This window comes from Nocardioides sp. NPDC006303, from assembly GCF_040613175.1.
Taxonomy (GTDB): Bacteria; Actinomycetota; Actinomycetes; order Propionibacteriales; family Nocardioidaceae; genus Nocardioides.
Map to the genome: position 1 here is coordinate 40,989 of NZ_JBEXRR010000008.1, position 15,600 is coordinate 56,588.

A 15,600-nucleotide genomic window follows, 5' to 3' on the forward strand; every position below is an offset into this window, starting at 1 on the left:
GCTCCTCTCGGGGTTCCGCCGCGTCGAGTCGCGGCGATTTCGCATCGTAGAGAGATTTGCGATGAAGAAGGGTGCAAACGCGAAACACGAGTCCGAAACGATTCGCCCTCGGGAGATTCTCAGTGGAAGCTCCTCAGGGGAGATCTAAGGTAGTTTCCCGATGTGCGGGCCTACCTCAGGCGCAGATTCTCGAGGGGTGCCCTTGGAGATCATCCCGCCTTTGTACGCCGCCGGCCTTCCGTGCCACGGAGACGACTCTGCGTTGTGGTTCTCAGAGTCCCCTGCCGCCCTCGAGGTGGCCAAAGATCGCTGCCTCGACTGCCCGGTGATGCGTGAGTGTCTCTCCGGTGCTCTGGCCCGCTCCGAACCCTGGGGCGTCTGGGGCGGCGAGATCGTCGAACGCGGCCAGGTGGTCACCCACAAGCGTGGCCGTGGCCGACCCCGCCGCCAGGCCGCCTAACCCTGGCTGTGCGCTGACTCCATGCCCAGGCTCTCGGCGAGCTTCGCGACCTGGGCGGGGGCGGCGTACGCCTCGATCTCGGTGATCCGCCCGTCGACCACGGTGAACGCCATGACGCTGTAGAGCTTCCCGTGGAAGGTGATCGCGACGCCGGCGGCGCCGTTGACGAGGGCGGAGTGGGTGACGCGGTCGGCGTGGGCGTACATGACGGCATTGCCCGCGACCTTGGCCGCGCCGCGGTAGGTGGTGATCCCGGAGCCGAGATCGGCGTGCAGGACGACGTCGGGGTGGAGCGCACCGATCAGGCGGTCCAGGTCGCCGTCCTGGGCGGCCGCGAAGAACGCGTCCACGACCTCGCGCTGCGCGGTGACCTCGCGGTCCGGCCCACTCCCTTCAGCACTGCGTCCTCGGACTCGGCGCCGCGCGCGGCTGGCGAGCTGACGGGTCGAATCGGAGGAGCGATCGAGCATCGTCGCGATCTCGTCGAACGGCACGGCGAAGAGATCATGGAGTACGAAGGCCAGCCGCTCGTCCGGGGAGAGCTGGTCGAGCACGACGAGGAGGGCGATGCTGACCGAGTCGGCGAGCATCGCGCGCTCCGCGGGGTCTTGGGTGGTGGCGTCGTCGAGCACGACCGTGGGCTCCGGCAGTCGGCCCCCGGGTAGCTCGGAGTCGAGAGGCAGCTCGCCGCGGGTCTTGCGCGAGCGGAGCATGTTGAGCGAGACACGTGCCACCACGGTCGTCAGCCAGCCGCCGATGTTGTCGATCTCGTCGGCGTCGCTCCGGCTCAGCCGGAGCCAGGCGTCCTGGACGGCATCCTCGGCCTCGGAAGTCGATCCGAGCATCCGGTAGGCCACCCCGAACAGGTGCCGCCGCTCCTCCTCGAAACGCTCGGCCAGCCACTCCTGCTGCATCGTCGGTCCTCTCGATCGTCGGCCCGTACAGTCCAGGCCCCTATGGACCCGACCCGCGAAGCAGACCAGATGTGACCGCTTCCGTGAAAGAAATTTTTCTTTCAGCGGCCTGTCACATCGGTGTGCCGGGGCGGGTCAGGGATGGCATGAGCAACCGAATGAAGAACCCCGCAGAAGTCATCCCGCAGGCATTCAAGGGCATCGGCAACCTCCTGGCCGCCGTGGCCGAGGGCGGCCTCCCCGAGACCACGACCGAGCTCGTCGCCATCCGGGTGAGCCAGCTCAACGGCTGCGCCGCCTGCCTCCAGGGTCATGCCGTACGTCTCGCCGAGGTCGGCCTGCCGATCGAGAAGGTCGTCGGCCTGGCCGCCTTCCGCGAGTCGCCGTTCTTCGACGAGGCCGAGAAGGCAGCCCTCTCCCTCGCCGATGCCCTCACCCGTCTCGCCGACTCCGAGGACGCCGTGCCGGACGAGCTCTGGCGTGAGGTCACCAAGCACTACGACGAGAAGCAGACCGCTGCCCTGGTCCTCTGCATCGCCACCCACAACCTCTTCAACCGGGTGAACGTGACGGTGCGGGAGGACGCCGAGCACCCGTTCTGGATGCGTTGATCTCGGGGCTGGGGCGAACGGGAGGTCAGGCCAGGGCGGCGGAGACGACCGCCTTGGCCTCCTCCTGGACCTTCGCCAGGTGCTCTGGCCCGCGGAAGGACTCGGCGTAGATCTTGTAGACGTCCTCGGTCCCCGACGGCCGGGCCGCGAACCAGGCCGACTCGGTGGTCACCTTCAGGCCGCCGATGGCTGCACCGTTGCCCGGGGCCTCTGTGAGCTTGGCGGTGATCTCCTCACCGGCCAGGCTCGTCGCGGTCACGGCCTCGGGGGAGAGGGCGGCGAGCTTCGCCTTCTCTTCGCGCGAGGCGGGGGCGTCGATCCGGGCGTACGCCGGGGCACCGTGCTCCGCGACGAGCTCCGCGTAGCGCTGTGACGGCGTCTTCCCGGTGCGCGCCAGGATCTCGGAGGCGAGCAGGGCGAGGATGATGCCGTCCTTATCGGTGGTCCACACGGTTCCGTCGAAGCGCAGGAACGAGGCGCCCGCCGACTCCTCGCCACCGAAGCCGAACGAGCCGTCGATCAGCCCCGGCACGAACCACTTGAACCCGACCGGCACCTCGACCAGCGGCTTGTCGAGCGCGCCGGCGACCCGGTCGATCATCGATGACGAGACCAGGGTCTTGCCGATGCGCACGGTCGCCGGCCAGTCGGGACGCGCGCCGCCGAAGAGGTGGTCGATCGCGACCGCGAGGAAGTGGTTGGGGTTCATCAGCCCGGCGTCGCGGGTGACGATCCCGTGGCGGTCGGAGTCGGCGTCGTTGCCGGTGGCGATGTCGAACTCCGGGGTGTTCTCCACGAAGCGCACCAGCTCGGCCATCGCGCTGGGGGAGGAGCAGTCCATCCGGATCTTGCCGTCCCAGTCCAGCGGCATGAAGCGCCAGGTCGGGTCGACCAGCTCGTTGACCACGTTGAGGTCGATCTTGTGCCGCTCGGCGATCTCGCCCCAGTAGGCGACCGAGGCTCCACCCAGCGGGTCGGCAGCGATCTTCACCCCTGCATCGCGGATGGCGGCCAGGTCGACCACGTTGGGCAGGTCGTCGACGTAGGAGCCCAGGAAGTCGTACGCCTCGGCTCGTCGCTTCGCGGCGGCGAACGGCACTCGCTTGACGCCGGTGAGCCCGGCGCGGATCAGCTCGTTGGCGCGCGCGGCGATGACCTTGGTCGCGTCGGAGTCGGCGGGACCGCCGTGGGGCGGGTTGTACTTGAAGCCGCCGTCGGAGGGCGGGTTGTGGGACGGGGTCACCACGATCCCGTCGGCGAGACCGGATCCTCCGGTGGTCGAGCTTGTCGAGACCCGTCCGGCGTTGGCACGGAGGATCGCGTGCGAGATCGCCGGCGTGGGCGTGTAGCCGTCGCGGTCGTCCACCAGGACGCGTACGTCATTGGCGACCAGCACCTCCAGCGCGCTCGCCCACGCGGGCTCGGAGAGGCCGTGGGTGTCGCGGCCGATGAACAGCGGCCCGTCGATTCCCTGCGAGGTCCGGTAGTCGACGATCGCCTGGGTCGTGGCCAGGATGTGAGTCTCGTTGAAGGCTGACTTGAGCGAGGACCCACGATGCCCCGAGGTGCCGAAGACGACCTGCTGGGCCGGATCGTCCGGGTCCGGCTGCAGGTTGTAGTAGGAGGCGACCAGGTGAGGTACGTCGACCAGGTCGGCGGGCGTAGCGAGCGTTCCAGCGCGTGGGTCAGCCATGTGCCCCATCATGCCTACTGCCCCGTAATGTTCTCCCCATGCCCCTCGTCACCACCGAAATCAACGACGGCATCGCCCAGGTGCGTCTCAACCGCCCGGACAAGCTCAACGCGCTGACCCTCGAGCTGCTCCAGGAGCTGGTCGACACCGCCAAGGAGCTCGGCAAGAACCACGACCTGCGCGCCGTGGTCATCGCCGGTGAGGGGGACGCGTTCACCGCCGGTCTCGACTTCGCCTCGGTCCTGCGTGACCCGAAGAAGATCGTCGGCGCCTTCCTGCCCAGGCCCTTTCGTGGGACCAACCTCTTCCAGGAGTCGGTGTGGGCCTGGCGCCGGCTGCCGGTCCCGGTGATCGCGGCCGTCCACGGCCACTGCCTCGGCGGTGGCGTACAGATCGCCCTCGGCGCCGACTTCCGCATCGCCGAGCCCGACTCGCAGTGGTCGATCCTCGAGGGCAAGTGGGGCATCATCCCCGACATGACCGGCATCCGGTCGCTCTCGGAGGTCGTCGGCATCGACACCGCCAAGAAGCTCACCATGACCGCCGAACAGTTCTCCGGCGAGCGTGCCTACGAGCTGGGTCTGGTCACCGAGCTCTCCGCCGACCCGGTGGCCACCGCGACCGCCTTCGCCCGCAAGCTCTCCGAGCGTTCCCCCGACCAGCTCGCTGCCGCCAAGCGCCTCTTCAACGACACCTGGTACGCCCCGATCAAGCGCACCTTCTCCCGCGAGCGCATCGAGCAGCTCCGCCTCCTCTTCGGCGAGAACACCAAGATCGCCCGCGAGGCCGCCTTCAAGCGCGAGAAGCCGACCTACAAGCCCCGCCGCTGACCCGAATCAGCCGAGTCCGCACCTTTGGCGGCCGAATCCTCAGTTGTGGCGGTCGAATCTGTAGTCGTGGGTGACGAAGGTCGAGTTTCGTCGCCCGCTTCTGCAGTTTCGGCTAGGGCGGCTTGCTCGGCGTGCTTGCGGCGGCGCTTGATCTCGCCCTGGGCGATGACGAAGGCGAGGATCACTGGCCAGACGTACTTCAGGTGGTTGGCGACCCACTTGACCCATTCGGGGACCTGTACGTTCGGCAGGTCCGGCCACGGGATCGACGGCCACGGGATGCTGGGGAGGTCGGGGAGCGGCAGGTCGGGGAGGTCCGGCAGGTTCGGGAGCGGGAGGTCGATGTCCGGGAGCGAGATCCGGGAAACGATCCAGGCGACGACCATCGCGGCGACGATGCCGCCGACCACGCCTGCGGCGCCGCCGAGGGTCTCGATGAGCGCGTAGCGCTTGGGGTGGTCGATCACCCGCTGTTCGTACGCAGCGGCCCGCGACCCCGGCTCCGGGGTGAGGTCGACGCCGCCGATGCCGGCCATCCCAGACAGGTCCTCGCCGGGAGCGAAGTAGGTCGCGCGACGCGGCGTACCGAGCCCGGAGTGGATGACGAGCAGGCTGCCCTGCTCCTTGCTCTCCAGCCGGGCCCGGTCGTCGGAGGTCTTCCGGGTGAGGACCTCCTCGCCGTCGACGGTCCACACGAACGTACGGATGATCTCCCCGGTCACCTCGAGATGATGGGCATGCCCGGAGATCGTCCGGGACCAGATCTGGACCTTCTTGCTCACCCTGGTGAATCTAGGATCCGAGGCACCGTCGAGGCATCGGCCGGAGGTAGCGACCGGGCTCAGACTTTGGTCTGGGCCGGTCAGGGGTAGGCGATGCCGGTGGTCTGCTCGGAGAGCTCCCATAGCGCCCGCGCCGCCTCGGGGTCGCGCGCGAGGCGCGAGGCGTTGACCGGCTTCGGCACACCGCGACCCTCGAAGGCGTCGCTCGGCCCGAGGTACGTCCCGGGCTCCAGCCCCGGGTAGGTCGCCGCCATCAGGGCCGGCCAGGCGCCGGCCTCCGGGGTCTGCGCCATCGCCCGTACGGCGGCCTCGCCGATGCTCGCGATCGGCGCGATCATGGTTCGGGAAGCGCCGTTGGCCATCAGACGCGTCGAGGCGAGCCCCGGGTGGGCGGCGTACGCACCGACCGGCAGTCCGGCCTTCTCCAGGCGCCGCTGGAGCTCGAAGGTGAAGAGCAGGTTGGCGAGCTTCGACTGGGAGTAGACGCCCCACGGCGAATAGCGCCCGACCTGCACCGTCGGGAACCCGAGCGGCGCCTTGCGGGCCACCTTGTGCGCCACGCTCGCCATGGTGACGATCCGCCCCTCGCCGCTCTCGGCCAGCGGCTCGAGCAGCAGCCCGGTCAGCAGGAACGGCCCGAAGTGGTTGGTCGCCATCTGCAGGTCGAGGTCGTCCACGGTCCGCGACTGCGGCGTCGCCATCACACCCGCATTGTTGACCAGCAGGTGCAGCGGTCCGCCGCCGTCGAAGGTCGCCGCCGCGATCGCCTCGGCCCCCGCCCGCACCGCCTGGAGCGAGGAGAGATCGAGCGCGACCCGGTCGAGGCTGGCGCCCGGAACCTCCTCGGTCAGAGCCTCCGCTGCCGCGTCGAGCTTCTCCCAGGACCGCCCCGCCAGGATCACGCGTGCCCCCGCAGCCGCGAGGCCGCGCGCGACGAAGTAGCCGATCCCGCCCAGCGTTGGTCCGGTCACCACGGCGTTCTTGCCGGTCAGGTCAGGAATATCGGAGGTCGTCCACGGCATGCGGCCACACTAGGCGGCTGGTCAACACATTGGCCGGATTTGAAAGTCGGCCCGCCCGGTCAGCCCAGTCCGCCCAGTGCGAGCCCGCCCGCGATCGCGAGCATCATGCACCCGATGAGACTGTCGAGCACCTGCCAGGCACGTCGGCTGGCGAGCAGCGGCGCGAGGAGCCGAGCGCCGTAGCCGAGACCGGCGAACCAGATGATGCTGGCCAGGCAGCCGCCGATGGCGAACCCCCATCGCGCCGAGCCGTAGGTCGCCGCGATCGACCCGTGGAGCACAAGTGTGTCGATGTAGACATGCGGGTTGAGCCAGGTGAAGGCGGCCGCCTTGGCGATCACGCGGGGGAGTGTCTCCCGGGGCGCGTCGGCGGCATCCAGCCCCGAGGGCCGCAGCGCCCGCCGGAACGACCCGATGCCGTACCAGCCGAGGAAGACCACCCCGAACCAGCGCAGCACCTCCACCGCCCACCCCGCGTTCTGGACGACCGCTCCCATGCCGGCGACCCCGGCACAGATGAGCAGGAGGTCGGAGACCGCACACACGGCCACCACGGCGAACACGTGCGAGCGCAGGATGCCCTGCCGCAGGACGTACGCGTTCTGGGACCCGATGGCGATGATGAGGCTGAGCCCGGTGAGGAGCCCGGCGAGGCTGGCGTTGATCACATCAGCGACGCTAAGCCGCCTCGCACCTACAGACCAGCGAAAGAATCTTACCGAAGATAAGCCACACTTAAGACATGGCCGTCCTCGACCCGACCCAGCTCGAGACCCTCGTCGTGATCGCCGAGGAAGGCACCTTCGACGCCGCGGCGAGACGCCTCCACATCACCCCGAGCGCAGTCAGCCAGCGGATCCGGGCGCTCGAGCGCGCGGCCGGGCAGGTGCTGGTGCGGCGTACGACCCCCTGCACTCCCACCGAGGCCGGCGAGCCCCTGATCAGGCACGGCCGACAGCTCCGCCTGCTGCTCGACGAGGCTGCCGCGACCCTGAGCGCCGGCGACAGCAGCGACGACACCGTCGTCGACCTCTCCGTCGTGGTCAACGCGGACACTCTCGCGACCTGGTTCCGTCCGGTGCTCGACGAAGTCGCGACCTGGGATCGGACGGCGCTGCGGATCACCGTGGAGGACCAGGGCTACTCGGCCGACGCGCTGCGCCGCGGCGAGGTCCTCGCCGCGGTCACCAGCGAGCCGAAGCCGGTCCAGGGATGCACCGTCGAGCCGCTCGGCCGGCTCCGCTACACCCCGGGTGCCGCCCCGGCGCTCATCGAGCGGCACCGCAAGGGCAGTGGCATCGACTGGGGTGCGATCCCGATGATCGTCTACAACGAGAAGGACCATCTCCAGGACGACGTTCTGGCGGCGCACCGCGCGACCCGGCCACCGGTCGTCCACCGGGTCCCGAGCAGCCACGACTTCCACGAGGCCATCAGGCGCGGCCTCGGCTGGGGGATGCTCCTCGACGCCCAGGCCGAGGCCGACCTCGAGTCAGGCGCGACGGTCCCGCTCCCGGGCGCGAAGCCGATCGACATCCAGCTCTTCTGGCAGCGCTGGCGCCTCGACTCGATCGCGCTCGACGACCTGAGCGAAGCCGTACGCCGCGCCGCCAGGTCGCAGCTACGCCCGGCGCGTCAGCCCCGGCTGCCCGGGTAGCCGCCCTGCGACGGGCCCTGGCCGGGAGGGTAGTTGCCCTGCTGCGGCGGATAGTTGCCCTGCTGAGGCTGGCCCGGGTAGGGAGCCTGAGGCTCGCCGGAGTAGGGCCCGACGTCGTAGCGGCGGTGCTCGACGGCCGTGGTGTGCTGGGAGCGGTTCACCGACAGCAGCACACCGATCGCGATCGCGAGCACGCCGGCGATGGTCAGGATCCAGCCCAGCGGTTCGGTGGCGATGGCGTTGGCGATGTCGTCGGGCAGATCGACCGCTCCGGTGAGCAGGATGAGTCCGAGGACCAGCAGGATGATCCCAAGGCCGATGGTCATGGCAGAACTCCAGACGTGAGAAGGATGGCGTTCAACGCTACCCGCCCATCCCGGCCAGGCATACCGTCCCCTGCATCGCGGTCGACGACACTCAGGCCGTACGCCGCGACCCGGACACCCCACGAGCCGCGACCCCGAGCAGCACCAGCAGCAGCGCGCCGAAGGTGAGCATCGCCGGCTCGGTCGCGACGAACTGCACCAGGATCCCCAGCAGCACCACCGGCACCGTGATCCCGAGATAGGCCATCAGGAAGAGCCCGGCCAGCGCCTCGCCGCGGCTGTTCGCCGGCGCCACCGAGATCACGGTGGCGACCGCCGCCTTGAACGACATCCCCGACCCGGCCCCGGTGACGACGGCCCCGACCACCAGCACCCAGAACGTGCCGGTCAGGAGGGCGCCGACGACCAGGAGCAGCCCGGCGGTCAGCGCGACCAGCCCCGTGGCGTACAGCCGATGGCGAGGCCAGCGCCCGGCCAGCACCTGGAAGAGCGCCGCGGCCCCGAAGATGGAGAACCCGACCACGCCCGCGACGGCGTGCGAGTGCATGCCCAGATCCTCGGCGAGGAACGACGGCACCAGCGAGGTGAAGAAGCCGAACATCGCGAACGCCACGAAGCTCGCCATCCCGGCGGCGAAGTAGGCGCCGCGCGCGTCTGCCGGCACCCGCACCCGCTGCGGTCGGTAGGTCCACCCCGGCTGGTCGGTGTCGACCGTCTCCGGCGCCGCCACGACCGCGAGCAGCCCGAGCACCATGAGGAACGCGAAGACCGCGTACGGCGTGTAGAGCGGTCGCGGCGCCCACTCGGCCAGCGCACCCGCGACCAGGGGTCCCAGACCCAGGCCGCCGATGTTGGCCGCGGTCGCGACCACCTCCGCCCGGGTCGCCGGAGCCTCCGGCCGGCTGCGCCTGTGCAGTTCGGCGAGATGGGCCGTCGCGGTCGCGGTCAGCATCCCGACGCCGAGCCCGGACAGCAGCCGCGCCAGCAGCAGCCAGCCCAGCTCATGGGTCGAGAGGAAGATCAGCGCGGAGAGCACGTTGATCAGCGCCGCCGGCGCCACCACCCGCCGCCGCCCGAACCGGTCCGAGAGGTGGCCGGCGAGGAAGAGTGAGATCGCCACCCCCGCGCCGTACGTCGCGAACACCACCGTGATCACGAACGAGCTCCACCCCTGCTCGTCGACGTAGAAGACGTAGAGCGGCGCCGGCGCGGCCGCGAAGCCCATCGTCACCGCGAACAGGAACGCCACCGACCAGAAACCGCGGGTGTGTTGCGCGGAGTTCGTACGCAGCCGGGGTTCGGTCACAGAGGTCACGTGACTTCTCAACCACCGAGCGTGCCCGAGGAATTCCGCCGGACGCACAGCGGCCCGCCCGGAGAACCGGGCGGGCCGCAGCGTACGAGCGGATCAGCCTCAGAAAGCGGACTCGGGCAGATCCATGATCGAGTTGTCGATCGCCTCGGCGATCGCCCGCTCAGCGGTCAGCTTGGGCAGGTTGTAGGAGGCGAAGAACTTCGCGGCGGCGACCTTGCCGGTGTAGAAGTCCTTGTCCTTGCCCGGGTCACCCGCGAGGGCGGCGAGGGCGATCTCGGCCTGGCGCAGCAGCAGCCACGCGACCACGACGTCGCCGACGGCGAGCAGCAGGCGCGAGGTGTTCTGGGCGACCTTGTAGATGTTGGAGATCTCCTCCTGGGAGGCCATCAGGTCGTTGAACATGTGTCCGACGATCGCGTTGACGTCCTCGAGCGCGGTCGCGAGCAGCGCACGCGACTCCTTGAGCTCGGCGGAGCCCTCGGCGTCGAGGAAGGCCTGGATCTCGCCGGCGATCTGGCCGAGCGCGGCACCCTGGTTCTTCACGATCTTGCGGAAGAAGAAGTCCTGGCCCTGGATCGCGGTGGTGCCCTCGTAGATCGAGTCGATCTTGGCGTCGCGGACGTACTGCTCGATCGGGTACTCCTGGAGGAAGCCCGACCCACCGAAGGTCTGCAGCGACTCGGTGCCGAGCAGCACCCAGGCGCGCTCGGAGCCGTAGCCCTTGACGATCGGCAGCAGCAGGTCGTTGACCGCGGCGGCCAGCTTGTTCTCGTCGGAGCCGTCCTCGGTGAGGACGACCTTCTCCTGCCACGAGGTCGTGTAGTAGACCAGCGCGCGCATGCCCTCGGCGAACGACTTCTGCACCAGCAGCGAGCGGCGCACGTCGGGGTGGTGGGTGATCGTGACGCGCGGGTCCGTCTTGCCGGCGGCGACGAGGTCGGCGCCCTGGACGCGGGTCTTGGCGTACTCGAGAGCGTTCAGGTAGCCGGTCGAGAGGGTGGCGATCGCCTTGGTGCCGACCATCATCCGAGCGTTCTCGATGACGTCGAACATCTGGCGGATGCCGTCGTGCACCTCGCCGAGCAGCCAGCCCTTGGCGGCCTCGCCGCCGCCGACCTGCGGGTCGCCGAAGGTGAGCTCGCAGGTGTTGGACACCTTGATGCCCATCTTGTGCTCGACGTTGGTGACGTACGCACCGTTGCGCTCGCCGGTGAGCTCACCGGTCTCGTGGTCGAAGTGGTACTTCGGCACGAGGAAGAGGGAGAGGCCCTTGGTGCCCGGGCCGCCGACGCCCTCGACGCCCTTCGGGCGAGCGAGGACAAGGTGCATGATGTTCTCCTGCAGGTCCGACTCGGCGCTGGTGATGAAGCGCTTGACGCCGGTGATGTTCCAGGAGCCGTCCTCGTTGGGCGTGGCGAAGGTCTTGCCGGCGCCGACGTCGGAGCCCGCGTCGGGCTCGGTCAGCACCATGGTGGAGCCCCACAGCTTCTCGACCATGAACTTCGCGATGCGCTTGTCGCGCTCGTTGCCGTTCTCGAAGACGACCTTCGAGAAGAACGGGCCGGCGGCGTACATCCAGATCGCCGGGTTGGCCCCGAGCAGCATCTCGGCGGTCGCCCACACGAGCGAGTTCGGCGCCACCTGGCCGCCGATCTCCTCGGGAGTGTGCAGGCTCCAGAAGCCCGACTCCATCCATGCGTCGTACGACTTCTTGAACGCGGCCGGGACCGGAGCGGTGTTCGTCTTGGGGTCGAAGACCGGCGGGTTGCGGTCGGCCTCGACGAACGACTCCGCGAGATCCTCGCGCGAGAGACGCTCGACCTCGGCGAGGATCTCCTTCGCGGTGTCGACGTCCAGGTCCGCGAAGGGACCGGTGCCGAGGACCTTGTCGGTGCCGAAGACCTCGAACAGGTTGAACTCGATGTCGCGGAGATTGCTCTTGTAGTGGCTCACTGATCCACCTTCATAACCTTTGTCGGATTTACCAGTTGCGGGAGCGCCGATCGAGGCGGACTACTGGCGGGTAACATTAAGAATAGGCTCGCCGTCGTGGGGTGGCAAGCCCGGGGCTACTCACAGGTAGGTTTCTTCGTCACAGCGGTGCGCCAGGGGAGCAGCCCGGAGGAGAGCAGAAGTACGCCTCCCGCCGCCGCGATCGCGGTCCGAGGGCTCGTCGCCGCGGCCAGCGCGCCGGCCGCCAGGACGCCGACGGGCTGGGCGACCTTCATCGTGATCGACCATGCCGCCTGCACCCGGGCCATGTGGTCGTCGGCGGTCTCGCGCATGCGGTAGGTGGCGAATGTCGGGTTGAAGACCCCGGCGCAGAGGATCAGCCCGAAGTTGGCGGCGGTGAACCACACGAAGCCCGCCGGGCCGCTCGGGGTGAAGGCGATCGGGATCGTCCAGAGGGTGCGTGCGACCCCGGATCCGAGCAGCACCGCCCGCTCGCCGAGCCGGTTGGTGAGGCGAGGTGCGCACATCGCGCCGAGGATGCCGCCGAGGCAGGGCAGACCCATGGCGACGCCGTACATCCACGGCTCCATGCCGAGCACCCGCAGCGTCAGCACGGTCTGCAGCGGGCTGGTCGCGATCACGCAGGAGCCGAAGAGGGCCGCGTTCAGGAAGAGCGCGCGCAGGTCGCGCCGGGCGAGGATGTAGCGCCAGCCGGCGGTCACCTCGGCGAGCCAGTGCTGCGGCTTCCTTGTCGGTGGTTGCGGTTCCGGCGCACGGATCGAGCGGATGCCGAGCGCGGAGAGCAGGTACGTCACCGCATCGACGAGCACGGTCAGCGTCGGCCCGAAAGCCGAGACGAGCGCGCCGCCGATCGGTGGGCCCGCGGTGAAGGTGGTCCAGAACGTCGTCTCCAGCCGGCTGGTGGCGGCCAGCCTGGCCTCCGGGGCGACCAGTGCCTTCAGATGTGCGCCGGCGGCCGCGGTGAAGGCGAGCTCGCAGGTCGCGGCGAGGATGCCGACGACGCACAGATGGGCGTAGGTGAGCACGTCGAAGACGCCTGCAGCGGGGATGCTGAGCATCGCCGCGAACCGGATCAGTTCGGCGCCGATCATTGTCGGTCGCTTGAACCGGTACTCGATCCACGGCCCGAGCCGGACCCCCGCTGCCGCGGCCGCGAACCCGGACAGCGCGGCCAGCAGCGACACCTGGAACGTCGAGGAGTCGAGCACCAGCACCGCGACCAGCGGTAGGGCGCCGTACGCGATGGTCGACCCGGCCTGGCTCGTCGCCGTCGCCAGCCAGAGCCGGTCGAAATCCCGCCCCGGTGTCGCGGTCCCGCGAGCGGTCTCCGAGACGGTCACCCGGTGACCCTATCCGGGCACGACTCGGCGATCAGGTAGAACACGTTTCAGTTTCCGCGTACGATCTGCCGCATGATCTCCTCCGACGCCATCACCTGGAACGCCCCCGACGACGAACACCCCGCACGTACGGCCGGGCAGCGCTCCTATGCCGCCGTCGCCAAGGGTGACCTCGACGAGTGGCTGACGATCTACGCCGAGGACTGCGTGCTCGAGGACCCTGTCGGGCCGTCGATGTTCGACCCCGAGGGCAAGGGTCACCACGGCCACGAGGGGCTCAAGGCGTTCTGGGAGAAGGCCATCGCCTCGGTCCACAAGTTCGAGTTCGAGATCAACGACTCCTTCGCCAACCCCGGCGGCAACACCTGCGCCAACATCGGCAAGATCAAGACGTCGTTCCCCGACGGCAGCTACACCACCACCGAGCTGATCATGGTCTACACCGTCAACGACGAGGGCCGCATCGCCTCCATGAAGGCCTTCTGGGAGCCCGAGCGCACCATGGCGAGCTTCACCAAGCCCTGACGCCAGATAGTCCGGGACGTTCGGGTCCATCTACCGACTGGTAATGGGCTGAAACGTCCCGGACTATCCCGACCGGCCTCGCACGCAGCAGTTCACGCCACGGCGTGCTCGGCGATCCACTCGACCAGAGGACGTACGGCTCGCCAGTCCTTCTTCACCTCGCCGACCAGGTCGGGGGTGTGGATGATCGGCTCGAAGCCGATGGTGCGGCCGAGGTGGATCGACTTGTGGCGGAGGAGCTCGATCTTGGGGTGGTCCTTGTCGAAGCCGCGCGGGGCGGTCTTGAGGCGGTCGCCGGTGACCTCGTAGCCCTTCTTCTCCGCGACGGCGAGACGTTTCTCCAGGTCAGCGCCGTAGTGGTCGTGGACGATGGCGTCGCGGAAGGCCGCCAGTCGGGGCGGCTCGAACCAGTAGCAGCCGCCACCGGTGCGGATGCCTCGCGGCGAGACCTCGACGTAGTAGCCGGTCTGCGGCGCGACGGCCACGAAGGCTCCCTGGTGGGTCTTGTAGGGGAGCTTGTCCTTCGAGAAACGTACGTCGCGGTAGGGCCGGAAGATCTTGGCGCTGCCGAACTCCTCGGCGAGCTCGTCGGTGAGCGCCTTCATCGGCGCGTGGACCGACTCCTTGTAGATGTGCTTGTGGGCTTCCCAGAACGACTTGGTGTTGTCGACCTCGAGGTCGTCGTAGAAGTCGAGCGCTGCCACGGGAAAACCTTCGAAAGACACGTACGCAGCCTATCGACGTCCGTCGAACGCCAGTCTCAGACGGCGGGAATCTGGATGGTGTCGGCCACCCCGCGCGCGTGCTCGGCCATGGCGCGGGCGATGTTGGCGGACTCGCCGAGGTGGCGACACGGGTCGAGCAGGTCGGCGATCTCGCTGCGGGTGAAGTGCTCGGAGACCTCGGGCGAATCGGCGAGGAGCGAGGCGAAGTCGATGTCGTCGACCGCGGAGCGCTGGGCGAGCTCGAAGACGACGTCATGGGCGACCTGGCGGCCGATGCGCTCGCCGAGCTCGAGCATCAGCGACTCGGAGCCGATCAGGCCGCCGGAGAGAGCCAGGTTGGCGCGCATCCGGGCCTCGTCGAAGGTCAGGCCGGTGAAGATGACCACGAGCCTGGCGAGTACGTCACCGGCCAGGCGAGAGGCCTGCGCGACCGCGTCCTCGAGGATGCCGGTCATGGCGCCGTTGGCCTCGTGGTCGTGGAGCATCGACTCCATCGCCGGGGCGACGAGCCCGCGCAGCTGGGTGGCGGCGGTGATGACGTCGAGGGTGAGCTGCGGGTTGCGCTTGTGGGGCATCGTCGAGGAGCCGATGGTGCCCTCGGGGATCGGCTCGAAGGCCTCCCCGAACTCGGGCTGCATCATCGAGTAGACGTCCTTGCCGATCTTGCCGGCGGTGCCACCGAGCATCCCCAGGATCGAGACCCACTCGACCATGCCGTCGTTGATCGCACGGGACGGGACCGGCATCGAGCCCATGTCGAGCCGGGAGGCCGTCTCGGTCTCGATGGCGCGGGCATGGGAGCCGAAGGAGGCCATGGTGCCGGCCGCGCCGCCCATGAGCAGCCGGAAGACGCGGTCCTCGACTGAGCGGAGCCGGTCGACGTGGGCGGCGATCTCGTCGATCCAGATGGCGACCTTGAAGCCGAAGGTGATCGGGACCGCGTGCTGGGAGTGCGTGCGACCCGGCATCGGCACCTCGGCGCCGGCCTCGGCGACCTTCGACAGCGAACGCAGCAGGTCGCCGAGCAGGTCGAGGATCTTGTCGTGTGCCTGGCGCATCAGGATCAGGTCGGCGGTCTGGGTGATGTTCTGCGTGGTGGCGCCCCAGTGGACCCAGCCACCGTGCTTCGCGCCGACGACCCGGCAGAGCTCCTCGACCAGCGGCGTCAGCGGGTGGCTGTGCTCGGCGGTGGCCTTCTCGATCCGGTCCATGTCGAGCTTGTCCAGATCGGCGGCCTCGGCGATCGCCTCGCCGGCCTCCGCGGGGATCACCTTCACGGCCGCCTCGGCCTCGGCCAGGGCCGCTTCGACGTCGAGTCGCGCCTGGAGTCGCGCCTCGTAGGTGAACAGATCTCCGATGCCGTGGTCGGGGACTCGTCCGTCGGTGAATCGGCTGCTCGAGCCCGCGGGCATGTCGAGTGATCCTT

At 69.1% G+C, this 15,600-nt stretch carries 16 protein-coding genes; 5 read left to right on the forward strand and 11 right to left on the reverse strand.

Features of this window, described 5'->3' with window-relative positions:
* The first annotated feature begins 160 nt into the window (after positions 1-160).
* A complete protein-coding gene (locus tag ABZY89_RS08790; protein ID WP_045547698.1) occupies positions 161-460 on the forward strand; it encodes a WhiB family transcriptional regulator in 300 nt (99 codons plus the stop codon).
* Here ABZY89_RS08790 and ABZY89_RS08795 read toward each other — a convergent pair.
* The gene (locus tag ABZY89_RS08795) at positions 457-1,374 is read right to left on the reverse strand and encodes a sigma-70 family RNA polymerase sigma factor (RefSeq protein ID WP_355226378.1); all 918 of its coding nucleotides are present in this window, start codon (positions 1,372-1,374) and stop codon (positions 457-459) included. The two genes, ABZY89_RS08790 and ABZY89_RS08795, sit on opposite strands and share 4 nt — an antisense overlap.
* 146 nt (positions 1,375-1,520) lie before the next feature.
* Here ABZY89_RS08795 and ABZY89_RS08800 point away from each other — a divergent pair, with 146 nt between their 5' ends.
* Positions 1,521-1,985 (forward strand): carboxymuconolactone decarboxylase family protein, encoded by a 465-nt coding sequence (locus ABZY89_RS08800; RefSeq protein WP_355226380.1) that lies wholly within the window; start codon positions 1,521-1,523, stop codon positions 1,983-1,985.
* 25 nt (positions 1,986-2,010) lie between these two features.
* Here ABZY89_RS08800 and pgm read toward each other — a convergent pair whose 3' ends face one another.
* Complete coding sequence (gene pgm, locus ABZY89_RS08805) at positions 2,011-3,678, reverse strand: phosphoglucomutase (alpha-D-glucose-1,6-bisphosphate-dependent) (protein ID WP_355226382.1); 1,668 nt, start codon at positions 3,676-3,678, stop codon at positions 2,011-2,013.
* Positions 3,679-3,716: 38 nt separating this feature from the next.
* Here pgm and ABZY89_RS08810 point away from each other — a divergent pair, with 38 nt between their 5' ends.
* Positions 3,717-4,508, forward strand: a complete 792-nt coding sequence (locus ABZY89_RS08810) for a crotonase/enoyl-CoA hydratase family protein (protein WP_355226383.1) — start codon at positions 3,717-3,719, stop codon at positions 4,506-4,508.
* On the opposite strand, the gene ABZY89_RS08815 is transcribed toward ABZY89_RS08810, so the two are convergent.
* The 3 genes from ABZY89_RS08815 to ABZY89_RS08825 form a co-directional block, all read right to left on the reverse strand.
* Complete coding sequence (locus tag ABZY89_RS08815) at positions 4,490-5,290, reverse strand: hypothetical protein (RefSeq protein ID WP_355226385.1); 801 nt, start codon at positions 5,288-5,290, stop codon at positions 4,490-4,492. The two genes, ABZY89_RS08810 and ABZY89_RS08815, sit on opposite strands and share 19 nt — an antisense overlap.
* An 80-nt stretch (positions 5,291-5,370) precedes the next feature.
* Positions 5,371-6,312, reverse strand: coding sequence for an oxidoreductase (locus tag ABZY89_RS08820; RefSeq protein WP_355226387.1), 942 nt, complete (start codon positions 6,310-6,312; stop codon positions 5,371-5,373).
* Positions 6,313-6,371: 59 nt separating this feature from the next.
* A complete protein-coding gene (locus ABZY89_RS08825; RefSeq protein ID WP_355226389.1) occupies positions 6,372-6,980 on the reverse strand; it encodes a LysE/ArgO family amino acid transporter in 609 nt (202 codons plus the stop codon).
* 74 nt (positions 6,981-7,054) lie between these two features.
* Here ABZY89_RS08825 and ABZY89_RS08830 point away from each other — a divergent pair, with 74 nt between their 5' ends.
* Positions 7,055-7,969: a LysR family transcriptional regulator ArgP gene (locus ABZY89_RS08830; RefSeq protein ID WP_355226391.1), complete on the forward strand. Its 915-nt coding sequence runs from the start codon at positions 7,055-7,057 to the stop codon at positions 7,967-7,969.
* On the opposite strand, the gene ABZY89_RS08835 is transcribed toward ABZY89_RS08830, so the two are convergent.
* The 4 genes from ABZY89_RS08835 to ABZY89_RS08850 all read right to left on the reverse strand — a co-directional run bounded on the left by ABZY89_RS08835 (position 7,948) and on the right by ABZY89_RS08850 (position 12,924).
* On the reverse strand, positions 7,948-8,295 hold the full coding sequence (locus tag ABZY89_RS08835) for a DUF6458 family protein (RefSeq protein ID WP_355226392.1): 348 nt from the start codon (positions 8,293-8,295) through the stop codon (positions 7,948-7,950). The genes ABZY89_RS08830 and ABZY89_RS08835 overlap by 22 nt on opposite strands.
* Positions 8,296-8,386: 91 nt before the next feature.
* A complete protein-coding gene (locus tag ABZY89_RS08840; protein ID WP_355226393.1) occupies positions 8,387-9,610 on the reverse strand; it encodes an MFS transporter in 1,224 nt (407 codons plus the stop codon).
* A gap of 99 nt (positions 9,611-9,709) precedes the next feature.
* A complete protein-coding gene (locus ABZY89_RS08845; protein WP_355226395.1) occupies positions 9,710-11,563 on the reverse strand; it encodes an acyl-CoA dehydrogenase in 1,854 nt (617 codons plus the stop codon).
* Positions 11,564-11,679: 116 nt separating this feature from the next.
* Entirely contained in the window at positions 11,680-12,924 is a 1,245-nt protein-coding gene (locus ABZY89_RS08850; protein WP_355226397.1) for an MFS transporter, read from the reverse strand.
* Positions 12,925-12,996: 72 nt separating this feature from the next.
* On the opposite strand from ABZY89_RS08850, the gene ABZY89_RS08855 reads away from it, so the two are divergent.
* Positions 12,997-13,449 carry a nuclear transport factor 2 family protein gene (locus ABZY89_RS08855; protein ID WP_355226399.1) on the forward strand — a complete coding sequence of 151 codons (453 nt, stop codon included), beginning with the start codon at positions 12,997-12,999 and terminating at the stop codon, positions 13,447-13,449.
* 92 nt (positions 13,450-13,541) lie between these two features.
* Here the strand turns inward: ABZY89_RS08855 and ABZY89_RS08860 are convergent, their stop codons facing one another.
* Entirely contained in the window at positions 13,542-14,174 is a 633-nt protein-coding gene (locus tag ABZY89_RS08860) for a DUF2461 domain-containing protein (protein ID WP_355226401.1), read from the reverse strand.
* Positions 14,175-14,209: 35 nt separating this feature from the next.
* Positions 14,210-15,586, reverse strand: coding sequence for an adenylosuccinate lyase family protein (locus ABZY89_RS08865; RefSeq protein WP_355226403.1), 1,377 nt, complete (start codon positions 15,584-15,586; stop codon positions 14,210-14,212).
* Positions 15,587-15,600: the final 14 nt, after the last annotated feature.

Coding starts and splice junctions, on each gene's coding strand:
- ABZY89_RS08790 (WP_045547698.1), top strand. CDS start 161: ATGTGCGGGCCTACCTCAGGCGCAGATTCTCGAGGGGTGCCCTTGGAG.
- ABZY89_RS08795 (WP_355226378.1), bottom strand. CDS start 1,374: ATGCAGCAGGAGTGGCTGGCCGAGCGTTTCGAGGAGGAGCGGCGGCAC.
- ABZY89_RS08800 (WP_355226380.1), top strand. CDS start 1,521: ATGAGCAACCGAATGAAGAACCCCGCAGAAGTCATCCCGCAGGCATTC.
- pgm (WP_355226382.1), bottom strand. CDS start 3,678: ATGGCTGACCCACGCGCTGGAACGCTCGCTACGCCCGCCGACCTGGTC.
- ABZY89_RS08810 (WP_355226383.1), top strand. CDS start 3,717: ATGCCCCTCGTCACCACCGAAATCAACGACGGCATCGCCCAGGTGCGT.
- ABZY89_RS08820 (WP_355226387.1), bottom strand. CDS start 6,312: ATGCCGTGGACGACCTCCGATATTCCTGACCTGACCGGCAAGAACGCC.
- ABZY89_RS08830 (WP_355226391.1), top strand. CDS start 7,055: ATGGCCGTCCTCGACCCGACCCAGCTCGAGACCCTCGTCGTGATCGCC.
- ABZY89_RS08835 (WP_355226392.1), bottom strand. CDS start 8,295: ATGACCATCGGCCTTGGGATCATCCTGCTGGTCCTCGGACTCATCCTG.
- ABZY89_RS08855 (WP_355226399.1), top strand. CDS start 12,997: ATGATCTCCTCCGACGCCATCACCTGGAACGCCCCCGACGACGAACAC.
- ABZY89_RS08865 (WP_355226403.1), bottom strand. CDS start 15,586: ATGCCCGCGGGCTCGAGCAGCCGATTCACCGACGGACGAGTCCCCGAC.